Annotated in this window: 18 protein-coding genes and 1 other RNA gene; 8 read left to right on the top strand and 11 right to left on the bottom strand. The window is 75.0% G+C overall.

The window, feature by feature from the left end; translation table 11 throughout:
- Positions 1-32 precede the first annotated feature (32 nt).
- From AC6CH9_RS13960 to AC6CH9_RS13940, 5 genes are read right to left on the bottom strand one after another with little or no spacing between them, the layout of a single operon-like run.
- Positions 33-521, bottom strand: a complete 489-nt coding sequence (locus AC6CH9_RS13960) for a VOC family protein (protein WP_498155422.1) — start codon at positions 519-521, stop codon at positions 33-35.
- Positions 487-1,395, bottom strand: coding sequence for a helix-turn-helix domain-containing protein (locus tag AC6CH9_RS13955; protein WP_498155421.1), 909 nt, complete (start codon positions 1,393-1,395; stop codon positions 487-489). The genes AC6CH9_RS13960 and AC6CH9_RS13955 overlap by 35 nt, the downstream gene beginning before the upstream one ends.
- A gap of 29 nt (positions 1,396-1,424) precedes the next feature.
- On the bottom strand, positions 1,425-1,814 hold the full coding sequence (locus AC6CH9_RS13950) for a hypothetical protein (protein WP_498155420.1): 390 nt from the start codon (positions 1,812-1,814) through the stop codon (positions 1,425-1,427).
- Between the two features lie 21 nt (positions 1,815-1,835).
- Complete coding sequence (locus AC6CH9_RS13945; RefSeq protein WP_498155419.1) at positions 1,836-3,548, bottom strand: SulP family inorganic anion transporter; 1,713 nt, start codon at positions 3,546-3,548, stop codon at positions 1,836-1,838.
- Positions 3,545-4,012 (bottom strand): ArsR/SmtB family transcription factor, encoded by a 468-nt coding sequence (locus AC6CH9_RS13940; protein ID WP_498155418.1) that lies wholly within the window; start codon positions 4,010-4,012, stop codon positions 3,545-3,547. Before AC6CH9_RS13940 ends, AC6CH9_RS13945 begins: the two co-directional genes overlap by 4 nt.
- A gap of 91 nt (positions 4,013-4,103) precedes the next feature.
- Between AC6CH9_RS13940 and AC6CH9_RS13935 the strand changes: the two genes are divergently transcribed.
- From AC6CH9_RS13935 to AC6CH9_RS13925, 3 genes are read left to right on the top strand one after another with little or no spacing between them, the layout of a single operon-like run.
- A complete protein-coding gene (locus AC6CH9_RS13935; protein ID WP_498155417.1) occupies positions 4,104-5,102 on the top strand; it encodes a Nif3-like dinuclear metal center hexameric protein in 999 nt (332 codons plus the stop codon).
- Positions 5,103-5,154: 52 nt separating this feature from the next.
- Positions 5,155-5,898 (top strand): zinc ribbon domain-containing protein, encoded by a 744-nt coding sequence (locus AC6CH9_RS13930; protein WP_498155416.1) that lies wholly within the window; start codon positions 5,155-5,157, stop codon positions 5,896-5,898.
- On the top strand, positions 5,895-7,130 hold the full coding sequence (locus AC6CH9_RS13925; RefSeq protein WP_498155415.1) for a bifunctional RNase H/acid phosphatase: 1,236 nt from the start codon (positions 5,895-5,897) through the stop codon (positions 7,128-7,130). The genes AC6CH9_RS13930 and AC6CH9_RS13925 overlap by 4 nt, the downstream gene beginning before the upstream one ends.
- A 111-nt stretch (positions 7,131-7,241) precedes the next feature.
- On the opposite strand, the gene AC6CH9_RS13920 is transcribed toward AC6CH9_RS13925, so the two are convergent.
- Positions 7,242-7,589 (bottom strand): TfoX/Sxy family protein, encoded by a 348-nt coding sequence (locus AC6CH9_RS13920; RefSeq protein ID WP_498155414.1) that lies wholly within the window; start codon positions 7,587-7,589, stop codon positions 7,242-7,244.
- A gap of 65 nt (positions 7,590-7,654) precedes the next feature.
- Positions 7,655-8,497, bottom strand: coding sequence for a YaaA family protein (locus tag AC6CH9_RS13915; RefSeq protein ID WP_498155413.1), 843 nt, complete (start codon positions 8,495-8,497; stop codon positions 7,655-7,657).
- Between the two features lie 86 nt (positions 8,498-8,583).
- Here AC6CH9_RS13915 and AC6CH9_RS13910 point away from each other — a divergent pair, with 86 nt between their 5' ends.
- The gene (locus AC6CH9_RS13910; RefSeq protein ID WP_498155412.1) at positions 8,584-8,967 is read left to right on the top strand and encodes a tautomerase family protein; all 384 of its coding nucleotides are present in this window, start codon (positions 8,584-8,586) and stop codon (positions 8,965-8,967) included.
- 57 nt (positions 8,968-9,024) lie between these two features.
- Here the strand turns inward: AC6CH9_RS13910 and recQ are convergent, their stop codons facing one another.
- Positions 9,025-10,854 carry a DNA helicase RecQ gene (gene recQ / locus AC6CH9_RS13905; protein WP_498155411.1) on the bottom strand — a complete coding sequence of 610 codons (1,830 nt, stop codon included), beginning with the start codon at positions 10,852-10,854 and terminating at the stop codon, positions 9,025-9,027.
- A gap of 68 nt (positions 10,855-10,922) precedes the next feature.
- Entirely contained in the window at positions 10,923-13,001 is a 2,079-nt protein-coding gene (locus AC6CH9_RS13900) for a HelD family protein (RefSeq protein WP_498155410.1), read from the bottom strand.
- A gap of 118 nt (positions 13,002-13,119) precedes the next feature.
- On the opposite strand from AC6CH9_RS13900, the gene rnpB reads away from it, so the two are divergent.
- An RNA gene (gene rnpB / locus AC6CH9_RS13895) (RNase P RNA component class A) lies at positions 13,120-13,532 on the top strand.
- A gap of 93 nt (positions 13,533-13,625) precedes the next feature.
- Here the strand turns inward: rnpB and AC6CH9_RS13890 are convergent.
- Both AC6CH9_RS13890 and AC6CH9_RS13885 read right to left on the bottom strand, forming a co-directional pair.
- Positions 13,626-13,877 (bottom strand): toxin, encoded by a 252-nt coding sequence (locus tag AC6CH9_RS13890; protein WP_498155409.1) that lies wholly within the window; start codon positions 13,875-13,877, stop codon positions 13,626-13,628.
- Positions 13,874-14,149 carry a ribbon-helix-helix domain-containing protein gene (locus AC6CH9_RS13885; RefSeq protein ID WP_074809647.1) on the bottom strand — a complete coding sequence of 92 codons (276 nt, stop codon included), beginning with the start codon at positions 14,147-14,149 and terminating at the stop codon, positions 13,874-13,876. The genes AC6CH9_RS13890 and AC6CH9_RS13885 overlap by 4 nt, the downstream gene beginning before the upstream one ends.
- Before the next feature lie 219 nt (positions 14,150-14,368).
- On the opposite strand from AC6CH9_RS13885, the gene thiD reads away from it, so the two are divergent.
- The 3 genes from thiD to AC6CH9_RS13870 all read left to right on the top strand — a co-directional run bounded on the left by thiD (position 14,369) and on the right by AC6CH9_RS13870 (position 18,741).
- Positions 14,369-15,187 (top strand): bifunctional hydroxymethylpyrimidine kinase/phosphomethylpyrimidine kinase, encoded by an 819-nt coding sequence (gene thiD, locus AC6CH9_RS13880; protein WP_498155408.1) that lies wholly within the window; start codon positions 14,369-14,371, stop codon positions 15,185-15,187.
- 239 nt (positions 15,188-15,426) lie between these two features.
- Positions 15,427-18,048, top strand: a complete 2,622-nt coding sequence (locus AC6CH9_RS13875) for a phosphoenolpyruvate carboxylase (protein ID WP_498155558.1) — start codon at positions 15,427-15,429, stop codon at positions 18,046-18,048.
- A gap of 333 nt (positions 18,049-18,381) precedes the next feature.
- Positions 18,382-18,741 (top strand): STAS domain-containing protein, encoded by a 360-nt coding sequence (locus AC6CH9_RS13870; protein WP_255365104.1) that lies wholly within the window; start codon positions 18,382-18,384, stop codon positions 18,739-18,741.
- The last annotated feature ends 26 nt before the right edge of the window (positions 18,742-18,767 follow it).

Genomic DNA, 18,767 nt, shown 5'->3' with positions numbered 1-18,767 from the left:
CCGTCGCCCGGTGGTTCCGTCGCCCGACGGCGTCAGCGCCGCGGCTCGCCGCGGTAGGTGCCGAACGACCACAGGTTGCCCTCCGGGTCCTGGAGCACGAGCTCGCGGCTCCCGTAGTCCGTGTCCCGGAGCGGGACGACGACGCGTCCTCCGGCACCTGGCGCGCGCTCGCGGAGCCGGGCGTCGAGCGCCTCGATCTCGTCGTCGGGGACGACGACGTACGTGCCGCAGGTCCCGGGCTCGCGCGACCACTCCCGGTCGGGAGAGTGGCTGCCGAGCATGACCCCGCCGCCGTGCGGCCAGTCGAGCTGGGCGTGGGCGACGTCGCGGTCGTCGCCCGCCATGACGGCCGTCGCGACGAAGCCGACGACGTCGGTGAGGAACGCGACGAGGCTGTGGGCGTCGCGCGCCTGCAGGGTGGGCCAGACCCACGGTGTCGGCGGCGCGTCGGGCACCAGGGGCGGCGACGCGGTGGTGCCGGTGGTGTCAGGCGGGGTGCGGGTGCTCTCGTGGATGCTCATGCCCCCACCCTGGCCCGTCGGTGTGGCCCCCGGCTTGGATGTTCCCGAGCTCTTCGCGCACCCAGGCGGTCGGGCTCGTGCCGGCGAACCGGCGGAAGTCGCGCACCAGGTGAGAGTGGTCGGCGTACCCGGTCTGCGCGGCGACGTCGGCGAGCGTCCGGGAGCCCCGGCCGAGGGCGAGGCGCTGCACCTGGCGGCGGGCGGCGTCGAACCGCACGAGGCCGCGCGCCGCCCGGGGCGTGACGCCGAGCTCGGCCCGGAACAGCGTCTCCAGCTGGCGCTCGCCGAGAGCGACGTGCCGCGCGACGTCGCGCACCCGTGCCCGACCCCGGGTGCGGACGAGCAGGCGCCACGCCTCCGCGACCTCGACGCGCACCTCGCCGCGGACCGGCCGGGCTCCGGGGCCGCCGGGCGGGTCGGCCCGGCCCGCGAGGGCCGCGCGCACGGCCTCGAACGCGGCGGCCCACGAGCCCGCCTCGGCGGCCTGCTCGCGCAGGCGCGCGGCGGCGGGGCCGAGGACGGCGTCGCCGTCCTCGACGAGGCCGAGGTCGCCTGCACGCACGCCCAGCAGGTCCCGGCAGGCCAGCGGGTCGAGCGCGAGCTGCACGCCCGCCTGCTCTCGCGGCTGGTGGATCAGGGCCGGGCGCGTGTGCAGGCCTCCGACGAGCGACTCGTAGCGCAGCGGGACGGCGCCCGGCCCGGGCGACGTCGGGACGACGCCCGCGGTGCTCACGACGAGCGTGAGCCACGGTGACGGCAGGCCGCGGTGGACCGACGGCGTGCCGTCGGTCGTCTCCGTCCGCAGGCGGTACCCGACCATCGACACGACGCCGGGAGGCAGCGAGTCCGACGGGGCTCGCACGAACTCGTGCATCCGACCACGCTAAGCGGCCCGCGCACCGCTCACAGCCCGAGCGGGCGGTGCCATCCGACGTCGGCGCGGAGCGTGGTGCCGGACGCCTCGTCGTCGACCTCCCACACGCACCTGACCCGCCGGTCGAGGACCGACAGCGCGTCGCACCGCTGCCCCGCATCGTCGAGGCCGACCCGCGCACGGACGGCGTCGCGGTCGTGCCCGGGCCACGAGAGCGTCAGCTCGCGCCAGCAGCCGCCCGACCCGCAGCCCGTCCCCTCGTCGACGACCTGGACGTCCTCGGGGAAGGCCGGGACCGGGGGCGTGCCCGCCTCGTCGAGCTCGACCCAGAGGACGGGACCGACGAGCCACGCGACCAGGAGGACCAGTCCGACGGCCGCACCGGCGACCCCGGCACGACGGCCCACCGTGCGCTGCATCGGCGCATCGTACCGAGCGGGTCAGGTCGACGGGCGCAGCCCCCGCACCTGGGGGACGTCGGTGCCCCGCGCGGCGCGACGCACGTGCGAGCGCGCATGCTCGATCGCGTCGTCGAGCGTGTCGAAGAGGTGGTTCTCGTGGCGGAGCTCCGCGAGCGCCCCGACGTTCGTGAGGAGCGACCGGTGCCGTTCCTGGACGCCCTTGACGAGCACGGTCACACCCCGCGCCTCGAGCCCTTCGACGAGCTCGCCGAGCGCCCTGGCCCCGGTCGCGTCGACCATGCGGAGCTGGGAGAGCCGCAGGACCACGACCGCGACGTCGTCGTGCGACGAGGCGTCGGTCACCTCGGTGAGCACGCGGTCCGCGGCGCCGAAGAACATGGAGCCCTCGAGACGGAACAGCGCGACGTGCTCGTCGCCCGGCTGGGCCGGGCCCGGGAGCGGGTCGCGGTGCACGGCGGAGGCGCGCGCGACGGTCCGCAGCGCGAAGAACGCGGCGACGAGGATGCCGATCTCGATGGCCTGCACGAGGTCGAACGCGACGGTGACGACGGCGGTGACGACGAAGGTCGCCGCGCTGGACCGCCCGGCGCCGACCACCGAGCGGATCGTCCGTGCGCCGATCATCCGGAAGCTCGTCACCATGAGGACGCCGGCGAGCGCGGCGAGCGGGATCCGGGAGACCGGACCGGTGGCGAGGTAGATGACGGCGAGGATCACGACGGCGTGCACGACGGCGGCGAGCCGCGTGCGGGCGCCGGAGCGCACGTTGACGGCGGTGCGGGCGATGGCACCCGTTGCGGGCATGCCGCCGAAGAGGCCGCTGGCCATGGACGCGAGACCCTGCCCGACGAGCTCGCGGTCGGGCTGGTAGACGGAGCCCCCGGGCGACCCGGTCTGCACCATGGAGGCGGCGACGCGGGCGGACAGCAGCGACTCGATGGCCGCGAGCGCGGCGATCGCGAGGGCGGCGCCGCCGAGGTCGCGCAGCGCGCCGGGGGTGAACGTCGGCAGGACGGGGGCGGGCAGGGACGAGGGCAGGGCGCCGATGCGGGGGACGGGGGCGCCGAGCGCCTCGACGAGGACGGTGGCCAGCACGACCGCGACGAGCGACGCGGGGATCGCCGCGTGGAGGCGGGGGAGCAGCAGCATCGTCGCGGCGACGAGCGCGACGCACCCGAGCGTCCACAGGGCGGGGGCGGGCGGGACGTCGGTCACGGCGGTGCGCACGGCCTCGACGGCGCTCACGAACGTGTTGTGACCGGGGGCCGCCTCGACCCCGACCGCGGCCGGGACCTGCTGGAGGAAGATGATGCAGGCGATCCCGAGCGTGAAGCCCTCGACGACCGGCCAGGGGATGTACGTGACGACGCGCCCTAGCCGGGCGAGCCCCGCGACGAGGACGACGAGCCCGGCGAGGACGGTCACGAGCGCGACGGAGCCCAGCCCGTGGGTGACGACGATCGGCGCGAGCACGACGGCCATGGCCCCGGTCGGTCCGGAGACCTGGTGGTTCGACCCGCCGAGCACGGCGGCGACGATCCCCGCGATCACCGCGGTGACGAGCCCGGCCGCCGCCCCGACGCCGGAGCTGACGCCGAACGCGAGCGCGAGCGGGAGGGCGACGACGCCCACGGTGACGCCCGCGAGAAGGTCGGCGCGCAGGGTCCGGGGGCGCAGGTCGTAGTCGGAGCGTCGGGGGAGCAGGTCGCGGACGGCGGCGAGGCGGCTCATGCGGAGGCGGTCGACGTGATGTCGGTCGACGTGGTGGCGTCGAGCACGGCGCGCGCCGACGCGCCCGGCAGGGCGGGGAGCCGACGCGCGGCCTCGAGCTGGTCGGACGCGCCCGCGAGGCTCGAGAGGAGGAACGCGCGGGCGACGACGAGGAGCTCGGCGACGAGGGGCTCGGCGAGGCGGTACTCGACCGCGTTGCCGCTGCGGGTCGAGGTGACGACCCCGGCCCGGCGCAGCACGGCGAGGTGCTGGGAGAGCTGGGAGGGCTCGCACCCGGTGACGTCCAGCAGGTCGGACACGGGCGCCGTGTGGTCGGCGTCGGCCGCGAGGACCTCGAGCACCTGGATGCGGGTGGGGTGCGCGAGGCACCGGAAGAGCTCGGCCTTGATGCGGTAGAGGGGCGCGGCCTCGTCGGTGCCGTGGACGCCGTCGTGAGGCTGGTCGGGGCGGGATGTGCGGGGCACAGGTTCTCCGGGCGACGGGATGATGGTTTACGCAATCCATCAAACCATGCGGGACGGCACCCGGGCGGCCCGCGCGGGATAGCCTGCCGCCATGACCGTCGCGCCCGACCCGAGCACCGAGACGACGAGCGCCGGCCCCTCGTCCGCCGCCCCCACGGCCGATGACACCACGCACACGACGCTCGGCCGTGTCGTGCGGACGCTGGACGAGCTGTACCCGCCGTCGACGGCCGAGGCCTGGGACGCCGTCGGGCTCGTGGCCGGGGACCCGGGCGCGGCCGTGCGCAAGGTGCTGTTCGCCGTCGACCCGGTGGAGGACGTCGCGGACGAGGCGCTCGCCTGGGGCGCGGACCTCCTGGTCACGCACCACCCGCTGTTCCTGCGGCCCGTGCACTCGGTCGCGGCGACGACGTTCAAGGGCTCGCTGGTGCACCGGCTCATCCGGGGCGGGTGCGGCCTGTACGTCGCGCACACCAACGCCGACGCGGCGGCGCGCGGCGTCGCCGACGCGCTCGCGGACGCCCTCGACCTGCTGCACCGCGTGCCGCTCGTCGCGCACCCGGCGCCGTCCCCGCACGAGGCGGCGACGACCGGGACGGGCCGCGTGGGGCGCCTCGCGGAGCCGACGACGCTGCGCGGCTTCGCACAGCGCGTCGCCGAGGTGCTCCCGCCCACGGTGCAGGGCGTGCGCGTCGCGGGCGACCTCGACGCGACCGTGGAGTCCGTCGCGGTCGTCGGCGGCTCGGGCGACTCGCTGTTCGACGCCGTCCGCGCGAGCGGCGCCGACGTCTACCTCACGTCCGACCTGCGCCACCACCCGGTCTCCGAGCTGCGCGAGCGCGCCCGGCTCGAGGGCGACGGCGAGGCGGGCACGCCCTTCCTCGTCGACGTGCCGCACTACGCCTCCGAGTGGCCGTGGCTCCGCTACGCTGCCGAGGACCTCGCGCGCGCCCTCGAGCACGCGCAGCCGGGGACGGTCGTCGAGACGCGCGTGAGCACGCTCGTCACCGACCCGTGGACCGCGCGGATCGCGTCGGCGCCCGCGGACCCGCGCTCCGACCGGCCCGACCCCGACGCCCCGTCCACCTGACGTCCCGACCCTGCACGCCGGCCCCGCACGGGGCCCACGAAAGGAACCACCTGTGGCCACTGCACCGCCCGCCGACCAGCTCCGCCTGCTCGACGTCCAGGAGCTCGACACGCGGGCGCAGCAGCTCGCGCACCAGCGCAAGAACCTGCCCGAGCACGCACGCATCGCCGAGCTCGACGCCCAGATCGCGGACCTGCGCGGCAAGCTCGTCGAGTCCCGCACCGCGGTGAGCGACCTCAAGCGCGAGCTCACCAAGGCGGAGACCGACGTCGAGCAGGTGCGCACGCGCGCCGCGCGCGACCAGTCGCGGCTGGACTCGGGGCAGGTCGGGGCCAAGGACGCGCAGGCGCTCGTCGCGGAGCTCGAGTCCCTCGCGCGGCGCCAGGGCGTGCTCGAGGAGGTCGAGCTCGACGTCATGGAGCGCCTGGAGGCGCACGAGGAGGCGCTCGCGAAGCTCGAGTCGGCGAACGCCGAGCTGGAGGCCGCGAAGGCCGAGGTCGTGACGGCTCGGGACGCGCGATACGCCGAGCTCGACGCCGAGGCGGCCCAGGTCGCGGGCAAGCGCACCGAGGCGGTCGCGGGTCTCGACGCCGGGCTCCTCGCCCTGTACGAGCGCGTGCGCGACCAGAACGGCGGCCGGGGTGTCGTCGCGCTGCGCGGCCAGCACGTGGACGGGCTCAACGTCTCGCTGAGCCCGGCCGAGCTCGCGGCGATCACGTCGGCCGCGCCCGACCAGGTGGTGCGGCTCGAGGACTACGGCCACATCGTCGTGCGGCCGGAGGGCGCCGGCGCGTGAGCGCGGTCGGTCGGCGCCACCTCGTCGTCGAGGCCGACGGCGGGTCCCGGGGGAACCCGGGTCCCGCGGGCTTCGGAGCGCTCGTGCGCGACGGTGAGACCGGTCAGGTCCTCGCCGAGCGCGCTGCGTACCTCGGGACGACGACGAACAACGTCGCCGAGTACTCGGGCCTCGTCGCCGGGCTGCGCGCCGCGGCCGAGATCGACCCGGACGCGCGGGTGACCGTGCGGATGGACTCGCGGCTCGTCGTCGAGCAGATGTCGGGTCGCTGGCAGATCAAGCACGACGACATGCGCCGCCTCGCCGCCGAGGCCGCGTCGGTGCTGCCCGCGGAGCAGGTCGCGTACGAGTGGGTGCCGCGCGCGCAGAACTCCGCTGCGGACGCCCTCGCGAACGAGGCGATGGACACGGCGGGGACGGTCGTGCGCGACTACCCGCTCGCCGCCGCGCCGGGTGTCGGCGACGACGAGCCCGACCCCGCCGCTGCCGCCGCGCCCGCCGATGTCCCGGGTGAGTCGGCCGCGTTCGACACCCCTGCCCGCCCGTCCGGTGCCGCGGTCCGGTTCGACGACGCGCCCGCCCTGACGGTCGTGCTCGTGCGGCACGGCCAGACGCCGCTCACCGTCGCGGGTGCGTTCAGCGGGTCGTCGGTGCCGGGCCCGTCGCTCACGGCGCGCGGCCGCACGCAGGCGGCGCAGGCCGCCGACCTCGTGTTCCGGGTGGGGCGCCAGGCGTGGCCCGACCTTCCCCGGCCGACCGCGATCGTCGCCTCGCCCATGGTGCGCGCGCAGGAGACCGCGCGGGCGGTCGGTCGCCGGCTCGGCGTCCACGTCACGACGGACGAGCGGTTCGCCGAGGTCGACTTCGGGGAGTGGGAGGGGCTCACCGCCGCGGAGGTCGACGCCGCGTGGCCGGGCCGCCTGCACGCCTGGCACACGACCGGCACGACCGCGGCCCCGGGCGGCGAGTCGTACGCCGACGTCGGGGCGCGCGTCTGGCACGGGCTCCAGGACCTCGTCGACACCCTCCTGCCGGGCGCAGGACCGGCAGGCCGGACGGCGGTCGTCGTGGGCCACGCGGTGCAGGTGCGCGCCGCGATCGGCACGGCGATCGGCACGCCGCCCTCGCAGTGGTCGCGCGTGCGCGTACCCCCGGCGTCGGTGAGCATCCTGCGCCTGTGGGCCGACGGCACGAGCGAGCTCACGGCCCAGGGCGTCCCGAGCGACCTCTGAGTTCCGTCCACCACGAGGTAGTGCCGCCGGTGGCGAGGCAGAGCTCCGCGCGCTCTACCCGGGGCAGCGGTTTCTCTCTCGCTGCCGGCGTCCGGCGCCGCCGCGGCGCGTTCACCCTTTCCGGGGTTTCTTCGCCTTGGCGGGTTCCGCGAGGGCGTGCTCGACGGCCGTCGCGACCCACGCGTCGAGCTCGTCCGGGTCGGCGACCTGCGCGCCGTCGACGAGGATCATCCCCGTCATCGGGCGACCGCCCATCTCCATGACGGCCCCGCCGCGTTCGAGCGCCGCGCTCGTGCCGTCCTTGCCGACCCGCACCATGAGGTCGTCCCGGGTGACGCCGAGCGCCATGTGGGTGTTGACGAGGAACGCGATCCCGCCGAACATCTTCCGCTCGTCGAACGGTGCGCGTGGCCCCAGGGCGGCGCGGATCCGCTCGGCAAGATCCTCGCTGTAGACCATGGTTCCACTGTGGACCGGGTCCCGTGCTGTCGCAGCGGGGAACGGGGGTGGGGCCGGGCGGTCGCTCAGGCGATGACGAGCTCGAGCGTGCGCGGGCCGGTGCGGGCCGTGGCGTCGAGGAGCGTCGTCTCCAGCAAGCGGTAGCTCAGTCCCGAGCCGACCTCGGTGCCGATCACCGTGCCGACGAGCTCGCCCGCGGCGTCGAGCAGCCCGTCGGCGGAGGACGGCGACGCCGCGGCCCGGCGCAGCAGGTGCCCGGCGAGCACGCCGCGGGTGTGCTTGGCGTTGTGCGAGACGACCGTGCGCTTCCCGGCGTGCTCGCGCACGACCCGCACCGCGACCCACTCGGCCGCCAGCGGGCCGGACGTCCGCGGCTTCCACGCGCCCACGTACGTCGCGGACCGGCAGTCGACGACGACGTCGCCCGCCGCCCGCTCGTCGAGCACGGGTGCGAGGTGCGGTCGCCACGCGGTGGCGAGCTTCCCGACGCCGGGCAGATCGACCGCCATCGAGAGCCGGTACGCGGGGACCCGGTCTGCGGGGGAGAGAGCGCCCCAGAGCGCCGACACGACGCGGACGTCCTCGCGGGCACGACGTGCGGCCTCGCCGCCGGACGCGAGCGCGCCCGCGAGGTCGGCGGCGCCGTAGAGCACGCCGGTGTAGACGTCGGCCGCGGACCCTGCCGGGGCCGTTCGCAGGGACGTGTTGCGGCGTACCTCCTCGGAGAGTCCCGGCGTCGTGCCGAGCACGTCGTGCGCGTCCGGGCGCGCGCTCACGGCGGCGAGCACGTCGAGGACCTGCCCGCGGTGCGCGGTGAGGCTGGGAGAGCTGAGCGCGGCGAGGTCGACGGGCGGGGCGCCGTCGGGCGCGGGGGTCTTGCCCTCGGACGGGGGGAGCAGCACGAGCACGCGGCCACTCTACGAGTGCCCGCCGCGTCGTCGCGGCGGGTGACCGGGGCCGACGGCGTGGGGTGCGTCACGGCTACGCTCGCCCGATGGCCCAGGTGAAGATCTACGGACGGCGCAGCGTGTGGGGCGAGCGGCGGACCGAGGTGTCCGACGCGCTGCACGACGCGCTCGTGCGCACGTGGCAGCTCCCGCCGGACAAGCGGTTCCACCGCTTCCTGCTCCTGGACGACGACGACCTGGTCGCCCCGCGCTCGGACGCTTACCTCGTCGTCGAGGTGGTGTGCTTCACGGGCCGCACGCGCGAGGCCAAGCGCGCGCTGGTCGCGGCGCTGTACGACGACGTCGTGCCCGCCCTCGGCCTGACCGTGGACGACGTGGAGCTCGTGGTCCTCGAGAGCCCGCGCGAGAACTGGGGCATCCGCGGGGTCAGCGGCGACGAGCTCGCGCTGTCGTACCGCGTCGACGTCTGACCCGCTCGTGCGCTGCCTCGGGCGGCGGGGGGCGGTCCGAGACCGGTGTGCGGCCGCTCAGCCTGCCTCGGCGACGACGGCCAGCACCGCGTCGCCGTACCGGGCGAGCTTGTTCTCGCCGACGCCGCTCACCAGCGCGAGCCGCTCGAGCGAGCCGGGCCGGGCGGTCGCGATCCCGCGGAGCGTCGCATCCCCGAACACGATGTACGCGGGGACGCCCTGGCCCTTCGCCTCGCCCGCGCGCCAGGCGCGCAGCGCCTCGAAGAGCGGGACGTCGGCCTCGGCCAGCTCAGCGGCGGCGGACGCCTTCCGTGCCTGCGCCGCGCGCACCGGACGAGCCGGCTCGTGCCGCATCCGGACCTCGCGTCGCCGGGCCAGGACCTCCCCGCTCCCCGCCGTGAGCACGAGCGTCCCGTGCGCGCCCTCGACCGTGAGCAGCCCCTGGGCGAGGAGCTGGCGCACCACGGCCCGCCACTCGTGCTCGGACAGGTCCTTCCCGACCCCGAACACCGACAGCTCCTGGTGCCGGAACCGTCGGACCTTCTCCGTCTCCCGGCCGAGGAGGATGTCGACGACCTGCCCGACGCCGAAGCTCTGCCCGCGCTCGCGGTCCAGACGGAACACCGTCGAGAGCACCTTCTGCGCCGCGACCGTCGCGTCCCAGGCCTCGGGCGGGGCCTGGCACGTGTCGCACGACCCGCAGCCCCCCGGGTGCTCCTGGCCGAAGTAGGCGAGGAGCTGGGCGCGGCGGCACTCGACGGTCTCGCAGAGGGCGAGCATCGCGTTCAGGTGCTGGCCCAGGTTGCGGCGGTGCGCGGCGTCGCCGTCGGACGTCTCGATGAGCTTGCGCTGCTGCACGACGTCGGCGAGGCCGTACGCCAGCCAGGCGGTGGACGGGAGCCCGTCACGCCCGGCGCGCCCCGTCTCCTGGTAGTACCCCTCGACGGACTTCGGCAGGTCGAGGTGCGCGACGAACCGGACGTCGGGCTTGTCGATGCCCATGCCGAAGGCGATCGTCGCGACCATGACCAGGCCGTCCTCGCGCAGGAACCGGGACTGGTTCGCGGCGCGCACCGACGCGGGGAGCCCGGCGTGGTAGGGCAGCGCCTGGATCCCGTTCTCGACGAGCGTGGCGGCGGTCTTCTCCACCGACGCGCGCGAGAGGCAGTAGACGATCCCCGCGTCCCCGGCGTGCTCGGTGCGCAGCAGGTCGAGCAGCTGCTTCTCCGGCCGGTCCTTGGGCACGATCCGGTAGGTGATGTTGGGCCGGTCGAAGCTGGAGACGAAGTGCCGTGCGCCCGTCAGGTCGAGGCGCTGGGCGATCTCGGCCCGCGTCGCGGCCGTCGCCGTCGCCGTCAGCGCGATGCGCGGGACGGACGGCCAGCGCTGGTGCAGCACCGACAGCTCGAGGTAGTCCGGCCGGAAGTCGTGGCCCCACTGGGACACGCAGTGGGCCTCGTCGATCGCGAAGAGCGCGATCGGCGTCCGGTCGAGCAGGTCGAGGGTGGCGCGGCTCCGGAGACCTTCCGGTGCCACGTAGAGCAGGTCGAGCTCACCCGCCACGAGCGCGCGCTCCACGGCACGGCGGTCCTCCGCGGACAACGTGGAGTTGAGGAACGCCGCGCGGACGCCGAGCGCCGCGAGGGCGTCCACCTGGTCCTGCATGAGGGCGATGAGCGGTGACACCACGACGCCGGTCCCCGGGCGGACCAGGGCGGGGATCTGGTAGCAGAGCGACTTGCCCCCGCCGGTCGGCATGAGCACCAGGGCGTCGCCGCCGCCGACGACGGTGTCGATGACGGCCGCCTGCTCGCCCCGGAACGCGTCGTACCCGAAGACCCGCCGGAGCACGTCGAGCGCGGGGTCGGTCGCAGTCGCTGTGGCCACCCGGGCACCCTACCGACGAGATCCGACACGACGGTCCCAGCGCGCCCGTCCGCGCGCCGCGGCGCCCGTCACTGCCGGGGCAGCTCGGCGGGCAGGTCGTCCCGGTGGCGGACGGCGAGCGACGTCACCGCGCGGGTCAGGCAGACGTACAGCCGCCGCAGGCCCGTGACCCGGTCGGGCTCGCCCTGGACGACGCCCTCCGGGTCGTCCAGCACGACGTGGTCGAACTCCAGCCCCTTCGCGAGCGACGCGGGCACGAGGTCGAGGCGCGCGTCGAACTCGATCGTGCCCGCGTCGTCCGACGCCTCGCCGACGACCGCGAAGGCGAGGCCCGCCGCGGCGAGCGCCGCGCGCGCGGCGTCCGTGCCGGCGTCGGGCACGATGAGCCCGACCGACCCCTCCCGGGCGAGGGCCGTGCGGACCAGGTCCACGAGCGGCTCCGTGGTGAGGACCAGCTCGCCCCGGGCGCGCCGGACGGCGACCGGGGGAGCGAGGTCCGGCGCGATCGAGGGGAGCAGGCGGGCCGCGTACTCGATGACGTCGCCGGGGACGCGGAAGCCGGCGGTGAGCTGCTCCACGTGGCCGTCGGGCTTGCCGAGGTGCGTGAGCGCGTCGCTCCACGAGGAGACCCCCCACGGCGTCGTCGCCTGCGCCAGGTCGCCCAGCACGGTCAGCGAGCCGGTGCGCGCCCGGCGCCCGAGTGCGCGCAGCATCATCGGCGACAGGTCCTGCGCCTCGTCCACCACGACGTGCGCCACCGACGCGCCGCGGGCCAGCAGGTCCGCGACCTCGTCCAGCAGGACGAGGTCGGCCAGCGTCCAGCGGGCCGTGCCGTGCGCCCGGGCGGGGCGCTCCGGACGCAGCAGCTCCTGCTCGGCCGCGGTGAGGACACCGTCGGCGCTCGCGGCGAGGAACGCGGGGTCGACGAGGAGCCGGTGCAGCAGCGCCGTGGGCGTGACCTTCGGCCACACCGCGGCGGCGTAGTCCCGGATCGGGCGCGTGCGCGCGAGCGCGTCCCAGGCCCGCTCGTCGAGCGCCTCGCCGGACTCCTCGATCTGCACGAGGATCCGGTGCGCGAGCGCGTGCCGCAGGTGGTCGCGGCCGGCGTCGAAGCGCGGCTCCCGGCCGACCACCTGCGCCAGGCACTCGCGTGCCTCGTGCGCCGCGACGCGCCAGCGGCGCGCACCGCGCGGGAGCACCAGGGCCTCGGTCGGGTCGACGACCTGGGACCACACGGCGCGGCGGAGCACCTCGGCCATGCGCCCGTCGCCCTTGAGCCGGGCGACGTCCGCGGGCTCCGTGCCGCGCAGACGGCCGTGCGCCGTGACGATCTGCTCGACGGTGGTCTGGGTCGCGTCGACCTCGCCGAGGGCGGGCAGCACGTCGCGGATGTACCGCAGGAAGCTCGCGTTGGGCCCCCCGACGGTCATCCCGGCGCGGCTCACCCGCTCCCGGTGGGAGTACAGCAGGTACGCGGCGCGGTGCAGCCCGACGGCGGTCTTGCCGGTGCCGGGCGCGCCCTGCACGACGACGGTCCGGTCGATCCCGCTGCGCACGATGACGTCCTGCTCGGGCTGGATGGTGGCGACGATGTCGCGCATCGGCCCGGTGCGGGGCCGCTCGATCTCGGCCTCGAGGATCGCGGAGGGCTCCGCTCCGGGTCCCGGGGCGGTGAGCGTCTCGTCCTCGAAGCCGGTGAGGGCGCCGCGCTGGAAGCCGTAGCGGCGGCGGACGGCGACCCCCATCGGCTCGGTGCGGGTGGCGCGGTAGAAGGGCGTGCTCACCGGGGCGCGCCAGTCGACGACGAGCGGGTCGCCCTCGGGGTCGGAGACGTGGCGGCGACCGATGTGGAAGACCTCGGCGGGCTCGTCGTCCGTGCCGCCCAGGTCGATGCGTCCGAAGAAGAGCGGGACCTCGGGGTCGTCGGCGAGCTGGGCGAGCCGGCGGGCGAGCGCCGCCTCGAGATACTCGGCGCTGACCCGGTCGCCCGCCAGGGCGTCGAGCGACCCGGCGTGCTCGCGCATGCGGGCGAGCTGCGTGCGGGCCTCGGCCAGGAACGCCTGCTCCCGGGCGAGCTCGCCCGAGGCGTCCCCGGCAGGTGCCGCGGTCGGTGCGTCGGGGGCGGACGGTACGGCGGGGGCGGGCACGACAGACCTCCGGGAGCCGGCTTCGAGGGGGGTCGGCCATCCTACGGGCAGCACCCTCCCGGTGGACCGGTCGCTGGTTCGACGAGCCGCCCGGGAGCGGTAATCTTGCCGGTGCGGACGAGTCGGTCGGGCGGTCGCGTCGAGGGGCCTCGGTCCCTCGCCGAGGAACGTCCGGGCTCCGAAGGGCAAGGTGGTGGGTAACGCCCACCCGGGGTGACCCGCGGGACAGTGCCACAGAGAACAGACCGCCGCGTCGGGAAGGGCTCCGGCCCCGCCCGGTGCGGTAAGGGTGAAACGGTGGTGTAAGAGACCACCAGCGGACCGGGTGACCGGTCCGGCTCGGTAAACCCCACCTGGAGCAAGGTCAGACAGACTGTGTCTGAGGGCTGCCCGCCCGATTCTCCACGGAGAAGCACAGTCGGGTAGACCGCTCGAGCCCTGCGGCGACGCAGGGCCTAGATGGATGACCGTCGCCCGCGCGAGGGTGACCTCGCGCGGGAACAGAACCCGGCGTACAGACCGACTCGTCCGCATCGCACCGCCCGACCCGCGGCGTCGCAGGAGGGCTGTCCTCGGTCTGCACGAGGACCGCAAGACGGCTGGGGTCTTCTTCGGCGGGTCGTGCTACAGCCAGTCGAGGTACTGCGGGCGGGCCTTCATCGCGTGGATCGTCAGCTCGTCCCCGGAGTCGAAGGCGAGGACGGCGAGCTCGAGAACCCGCCCCGCAGGATCGACGCCGAGCAGGAGCCAGCGGCGTGGGTCGTCCTCGTCGTCGAGGGGTTCGCGCAGGAGTGCGTGCTCGACGGCGTAGAGGACGACGTCGTCGGTGAGGCGGTCCCGCGTGTAGTGCTTCCGTGCGGACTCGTGGAGCTTCACGCGACGTGGGCCCAGGCGCGGACGGCGGCGCGGATCGCCTCCGACTCGTTCGCCAGACCCTCTTGCTCGGCGCGCTCCCGGAGCGCGGTCAGGGTCTGCTCGTCGAGGCGGACCGTGACGGGCTTGCCCGGGCCGTCGCCGGCCGCGGGGCGGCCACGGCGGCGCTTGCGGAGAGCGGGCAGGTCGTATCCGGCCTCGGCCTCGTCCGCCCAGGCCTGGATCTGCTCGTCGGGGACCGGCTCTCCGTGGATGGTGCGCTGCTCCTCGCTCATAGGAATAACGTACACGAAAATGTCTGGGACGGTCAGTCCGTTGCGGCGGCGCCGGGCCGCGACGGACGCGGGGCGGCGGGACGGCGCGAGAGGCGCGGTGCGGCGTTAGGCTGTCGTGCCGCACCCGCCGCGGAGACGCCGGTCCGCCGGCTCGTCCGCCCGCCTCTCTCGGCACGACCGGGAGGACGGCACTCAGTCCTACTCGTGCCGAGGAGCACCATGTCCCACCACGACGCGCACACGCCTCCGCTCGCCTACGTCATCGCCGGCTCCGAGGCGACCGGCGGCGCAGGCATCCAGGCCGACCTCAAGACGTTCCAGGAGCTGGGCGCGTACGGCGTCGGCACGCTCACGTGCATCGTCTCGTTCGACCCGAAGAACGACTGGGGCCACCGGTTCGTCCCCGTCGACCCGCAGGTGATCGCCGACCAGTTCGAGGCGGCGACGGTCACGCACGAGCCGTCGGTCGTGAAGATCGGCATGCTCGGCACGCCCGCGACGATCGACGTCGTCGCGGAGTCGCTGCGCTCGCGCACGTGGGAGCACGTCGTGCTCGACCCGGTGCTCATCTGCAAGGGCCAGGAGCCGGGCGCGGCGCTCGACACGGACACCGCGCTGCGCGCGCAGGTCCTCCCGCTCGCGACCGTCGTGACGCCCAACCTCTTCGAGACCCGCACGCTCGCGGGCGTCGAGTCGATCGAGACCGTCGAGGAGCTCGTCGACGCCGCGCGCAAGGTCCAGGCGCTCGGCCCGCGTGCCGTCGTCGCGAAGGGCGGCGTCGAGCTGCCCGGCCCGGACGCGGTCGACGTGCTGGTCGACGGCGACGAGGTGCACGTGCTGCGCACGCCCAAGATCGGCGAGGAGCGCGTGAGCGGGGCTGGCTGCACGTTCGCCGCCGCGATCACCGCGGAGCTCGCCAAGGGCGCGTCGGTGCTCGACGCCGCGCGCGTCGCCAAGGACGTCGTCACCGCCTCGATCGAGGACCGTGTGGCGTCGAACGCGCCCTTCGACGCCGTCCGCGTCGGCGCGCGCCGCTGACGGCGACCGGTCCGGTGGGGTCGCGGGCCGCGACCCCCTGTCGACCGGTGCTCGACCGACGATCACCCCTCGGACGCCTGCACGTCCCCTGACGGTCAAGGAATACTCTCGTCACCGTGAACGACCTCTCCCCTTCGGAACTGTCCCCGTCGCCGGGTGCTGCCGACGGCCCTGACCGGGCCGCCGCCGACGTCTCCGACGACACCGGGCACGCGGGGCGCGGCCTCGCCCGCCACGACGTGCCCGCCCCGCTGCGCGACGACGTCCGGCTGCTCGGCGGTCTGCTCGGCACCGTGCTCCGCGAGACGGGCGGCCAGGACCTGCTCGACGACGTCGAGCGCCTGCGCGAGCTGTCCATCCGCGCGTACGACGACCCGTCCGGCGCCGTGCTGGCCGAGGCGGAGACCCTCGTCGAGGGGCTCTCCATGGCCCGCGCCGAGCAGGTCGCCCGGGCCTTCACGTGCTACTTCCACCTCGCGAACCTCGCGGAGGAGTACCACCGCGTGCGCGTCCTGCGCGAGCGCGAGGCCGAGTTCGCGACCCGCGCGACGACGCCCGACGACTCCCTCCCGGAGGCGTTCGAGCAGCTCGTCGGCGAGGTGGGCCGCGAGGAGGCGCTGCGTCGTCTCCGCGGCCTCGAGTTCCGCCCGGTGCTCACGGCGCACCCGACCGAGGCCCGCCGTCGCGCCGTGTCGGGCGCGGTGCGCCGCATCGCGACCCTGCTCGACGAGCGGGACGCGCAGCGCCTCGGTGGTACGTCGCTCGCGGAGAACGAGCGCCGCCTGCTCGCCGAGATCGACACGATGTGGCGCACCGCCCCGATCCGCGAGCACAAGCCGTCCGTCCTCGACGAGGTCAAGACGGCGCTCGGCGTGTTCGACGCGACGATGTTCGACACGTTCCCCACCGTCTACCGGCGCCTCGACGACTGGCTGCTCGGGGACGAGGCGGGGCGCGAGGAGCCGCTCGTGCGGCCGTTCGTCAGCCTCGGCACGTGGATCGGCGGCGACCGCGACGGCAACCCGAACGTCACGGCCGAGGTCACGCGCCAGGCCGCCGCGATCGCGGCGGACCACGCGCTCGCCGCGCTCGAGCAGCAGACGCGCCTCGTGGGTCGCAAGCTCACGCTCGACCAGGACGGCACGCCGCCGTCGGACGGGCTGCGCGCCCTGTGGGAGCGCCAGCGCCGACTCTCGGAGGCCGTGACCGTCGCCGCGTCGGAGGCGTCCCCGCGCGAGCCGCACCGCGCGGTGCTGCTCGTCGTCGCGGACCGCATCGCCGCGACGCGAGCCCGTAACGCGGACCTCGCGTACCCGTCCGCCGAGCAGCTCGAGTCCGACCTGCGCGTCGTCCAGGAGTCGCTCGTCGCCGCGGGCGCGCCGCGCGCCGCGTACGGAGACCTGCAGCAGCTCGTCTGGCAGGTGGAGACCTTCGGCTTCCACCTCGCCGAGCTCGAGGTGCGCCAGCACTCGCAGGTCCACGAGGGCGCGCTCGCCGAGATCGCGGAGAAGGGCCTGCACGGCGACCTCTCCGACCGCACCCGCGAGGTGCTCGACACGTTCCGCGCGCTGGGCGCGGTCCAGCAGCGCTACGGCATCCGCGCCGCGCGCCGCTACATCGTGTCGTTCACGCAGAAGCCGGAGCACCTCGCGGCCGTGTACGAGCTCGCGGAGCTCGCGTTCGAGGGGTCCGACGAGGCGCCGGTCGTCGACGCGATCCCGCTGTTCGAGACGTTCGCCGACCTTCGCGCGAGCGTCGACATCCTCGAGTCGATGCTCACGCTGCCCCAGGTGCAGCGCCGGCTCGCCGAGAACGGGCGTCGCGTCGAGGTCATGCTCGGCTACTCGGACTCGTCCAAGGACGTCGGTCCCGTGTCCGCGACCCTCGCGCTCCACGACGCGCAGAGCCGCATCGCGCAGTGGGCCGAGCGCCACGACATCACGCTCACGCTGTTCCACGGCCGCGGCGGAGCCCTCGGCCGCGGCGGCGGCCCGGCGAACCGCGCCGTGCTCGCCCAGCCCCCGGGCTCGGTGGACGGCCGGTTCAAGCTCACCGAGCAGGGCGAGGTCATCCTCGCGCGCTACGGCGACCCGACCATCGCGTCACGCCACATCGAGCAGGTCGCCGCGGCGACCCTGCTCGCGTCGGCGCCGTCGACCGAGAAGCGCAACGCCGAGGCGACCGAGCGGTACCGCGACCTGGCGGCCGCGCTCGACGAGTCGTCGCGCCGCCGGTTCCACGAGCTCGTGCGCGCGGACGGCTTCCCGCAGTGGTTCTCCGAGGTGACGCCGCTCGAGGAGGTCGGCCTCCTGCCGATCGGTTCCCGACCGGCCCGCCGCGGCCTGTCCGTCTCCTCGCTCGACGACCTGCGGGCCATCCCGTGGGTGTTCTCGTGGTCGCAGGCCCGCATCAACCTCGCGGGCTGGTACGGGCTCGGGACGGCGCTGAAGGAGTTCGGCGACCTCGAGCTGCTGCGCGAGGCGCACCGCGAGTGGCCGCTCTTCGCGACGCTCCTCGACAACGTCGAGATGTCGCTCGCCAAGACGGACGAGCGCATCGCGGAGCGCTACCTCGCGCTCGGCGACCGCACCGACCTCGCTCAGGCGATCCTCGACGAGCTGCGCCTCACGCGCGAGCAGGTCCTCGCGGTGACGGAGAACGCGTGGCCGCTCGCCGGCCGCCGGGTCCTCGGCCGCGCGGTCCAGCTCCGCAGCCCGTACGTCGACGCGCTCTCGCTGCTCCAGGTCCGCGCCCTGCGCGGTCTGCGCTCCGGCGCGGAAGGCCCGGTCAAGGACGAGCTCCAGCACCTCCTGCTGCTCACCGTGAACGGTGTCGCCGCCGGCTTGCAGAACACCGGCTGACGCCTCACGCCCCCCGTCACGACGGCCGCCACGCCGACCCCGCACCGGGTCCGTGGCGGCCGTCGCCGTCTGGACACCCGTCCAACTGTTGAATGAATCCTCAACGATCGCTCGGGGGAACGATGTCGAAACCTCCCTGGGTAAAGTCTTGGCCAGAGGCCTACCAGCCAGCGGCATCCGTGGGGTACGCTGGCGACGTCCGATCACGCCGGAGCCTTCTCGTCGCCCGATGACGTACGACAGCAGGCACCGACCGATCGACAGCGTCAGGCAGGTGGCGCGTACTCGTCGGGGTGGGCGAGGCAGGGCAGGACGAAGGGCGGGGCAGTGTTGGTGCAAGAGCTGGAGCGGAGCGACGTCGAGGCGGGAACGGGCGGCATCCGGCTGCTCGAGGAGCCCGAGGCGAGCGTCGTGGACATGTGGGGCGAGATCGACGTCGCCCTCCGCAGCGAGGCGAGCGCCGCGCTCGCGAACGCGCTCGAACGGGACGTCCCCGTGGTGATCGACACGTCCAAGGTGACGTTCATGGACTCCACGGGCATCGCGTTCCTCGTGCAGTTCTACACGATCGGTTCCGAGGAGGGGCTGTCCGTGACGCTGCGCAACCCGCCGACGGTCGTCACCGACGTCCTCGAGATGCTCGGTGTGATCGACATCTTCGGCACCGAGCGGCACGAGGTCACCACGAGCTGACCTCTCGTCGAGGTCTGTGGGCGGGG

The organism is Cellulosimicrobium sp. GQ32, from assembly GCF_059758455.1.
This window is presented reverse-complemented; position numbering and strand designations above follow the sequence as displayed.

Coding starts and splice junctions, on each gene's coding strand:
- AC6CH9_RS13960 (WP_498155422.1), bottom strand. CDS start 521: ATGAGCATCCACGAGAGCACCCGCACCCCGCCTGACACCACCGGCACC.
- AC6CH9_RS13955 (WP_498155421.1), bottom strand. CDS start 1,395: ATGCACGAGTTCGTGCGAGCCCCGTCGGACTCGCTGCCTCCCGGCGTC.
- AC6CH9_RS13950 (WP_498155420.1), bottom strand. CDS start 1,814: ATGCAGCGCACGGTGGGCCGTCGTGCCGGGGTCGCCGGTGCGGCCGTC.
- AC6CH9_RS13945 (WP_498155419.1), bottom strand. CDS start 3,548: ATGAGCCGCCTCGCCGCCGTCCGCGACCTGCTCCCCCGACGCTCCGAC.
- AC6CH9_RS13935 (WP_498155417.1), top strand. CDS start 4,104: ATGACCGTCGCGCCCGACCCGAGCACCGAGACGACGAGCGCCGGCCCC.
- AC6CH9_RS13920 (WP_498155414.1), bottom strand. CDS start 7,589: ATGGTCTACAGCGAGGATCTTGCCGAGCGGATCCGCGCCGCCCTGGGG.
- AC6CH9_RS13910 (WP_498155412.1), top strand. CDS start 8,584: ATGGCCCAGGTGAAGATCTACGGACGGCGCAGCGTGTGGGGCGAGCGG.
- AC6CH9_RS13885 (WP_074809647.1), bottom strand. CDS start 14,149: ATGAGCGAGGAGCAGCGCACCATCCACGGAGAGCCGGTCCCCGACGAG.
- thiD (WP_498155408.1), top strand. CDS start 14,369: ATGTCCCACCACGACGCGCACACGCCTCCGCTCGCCTACGTCATCGCC.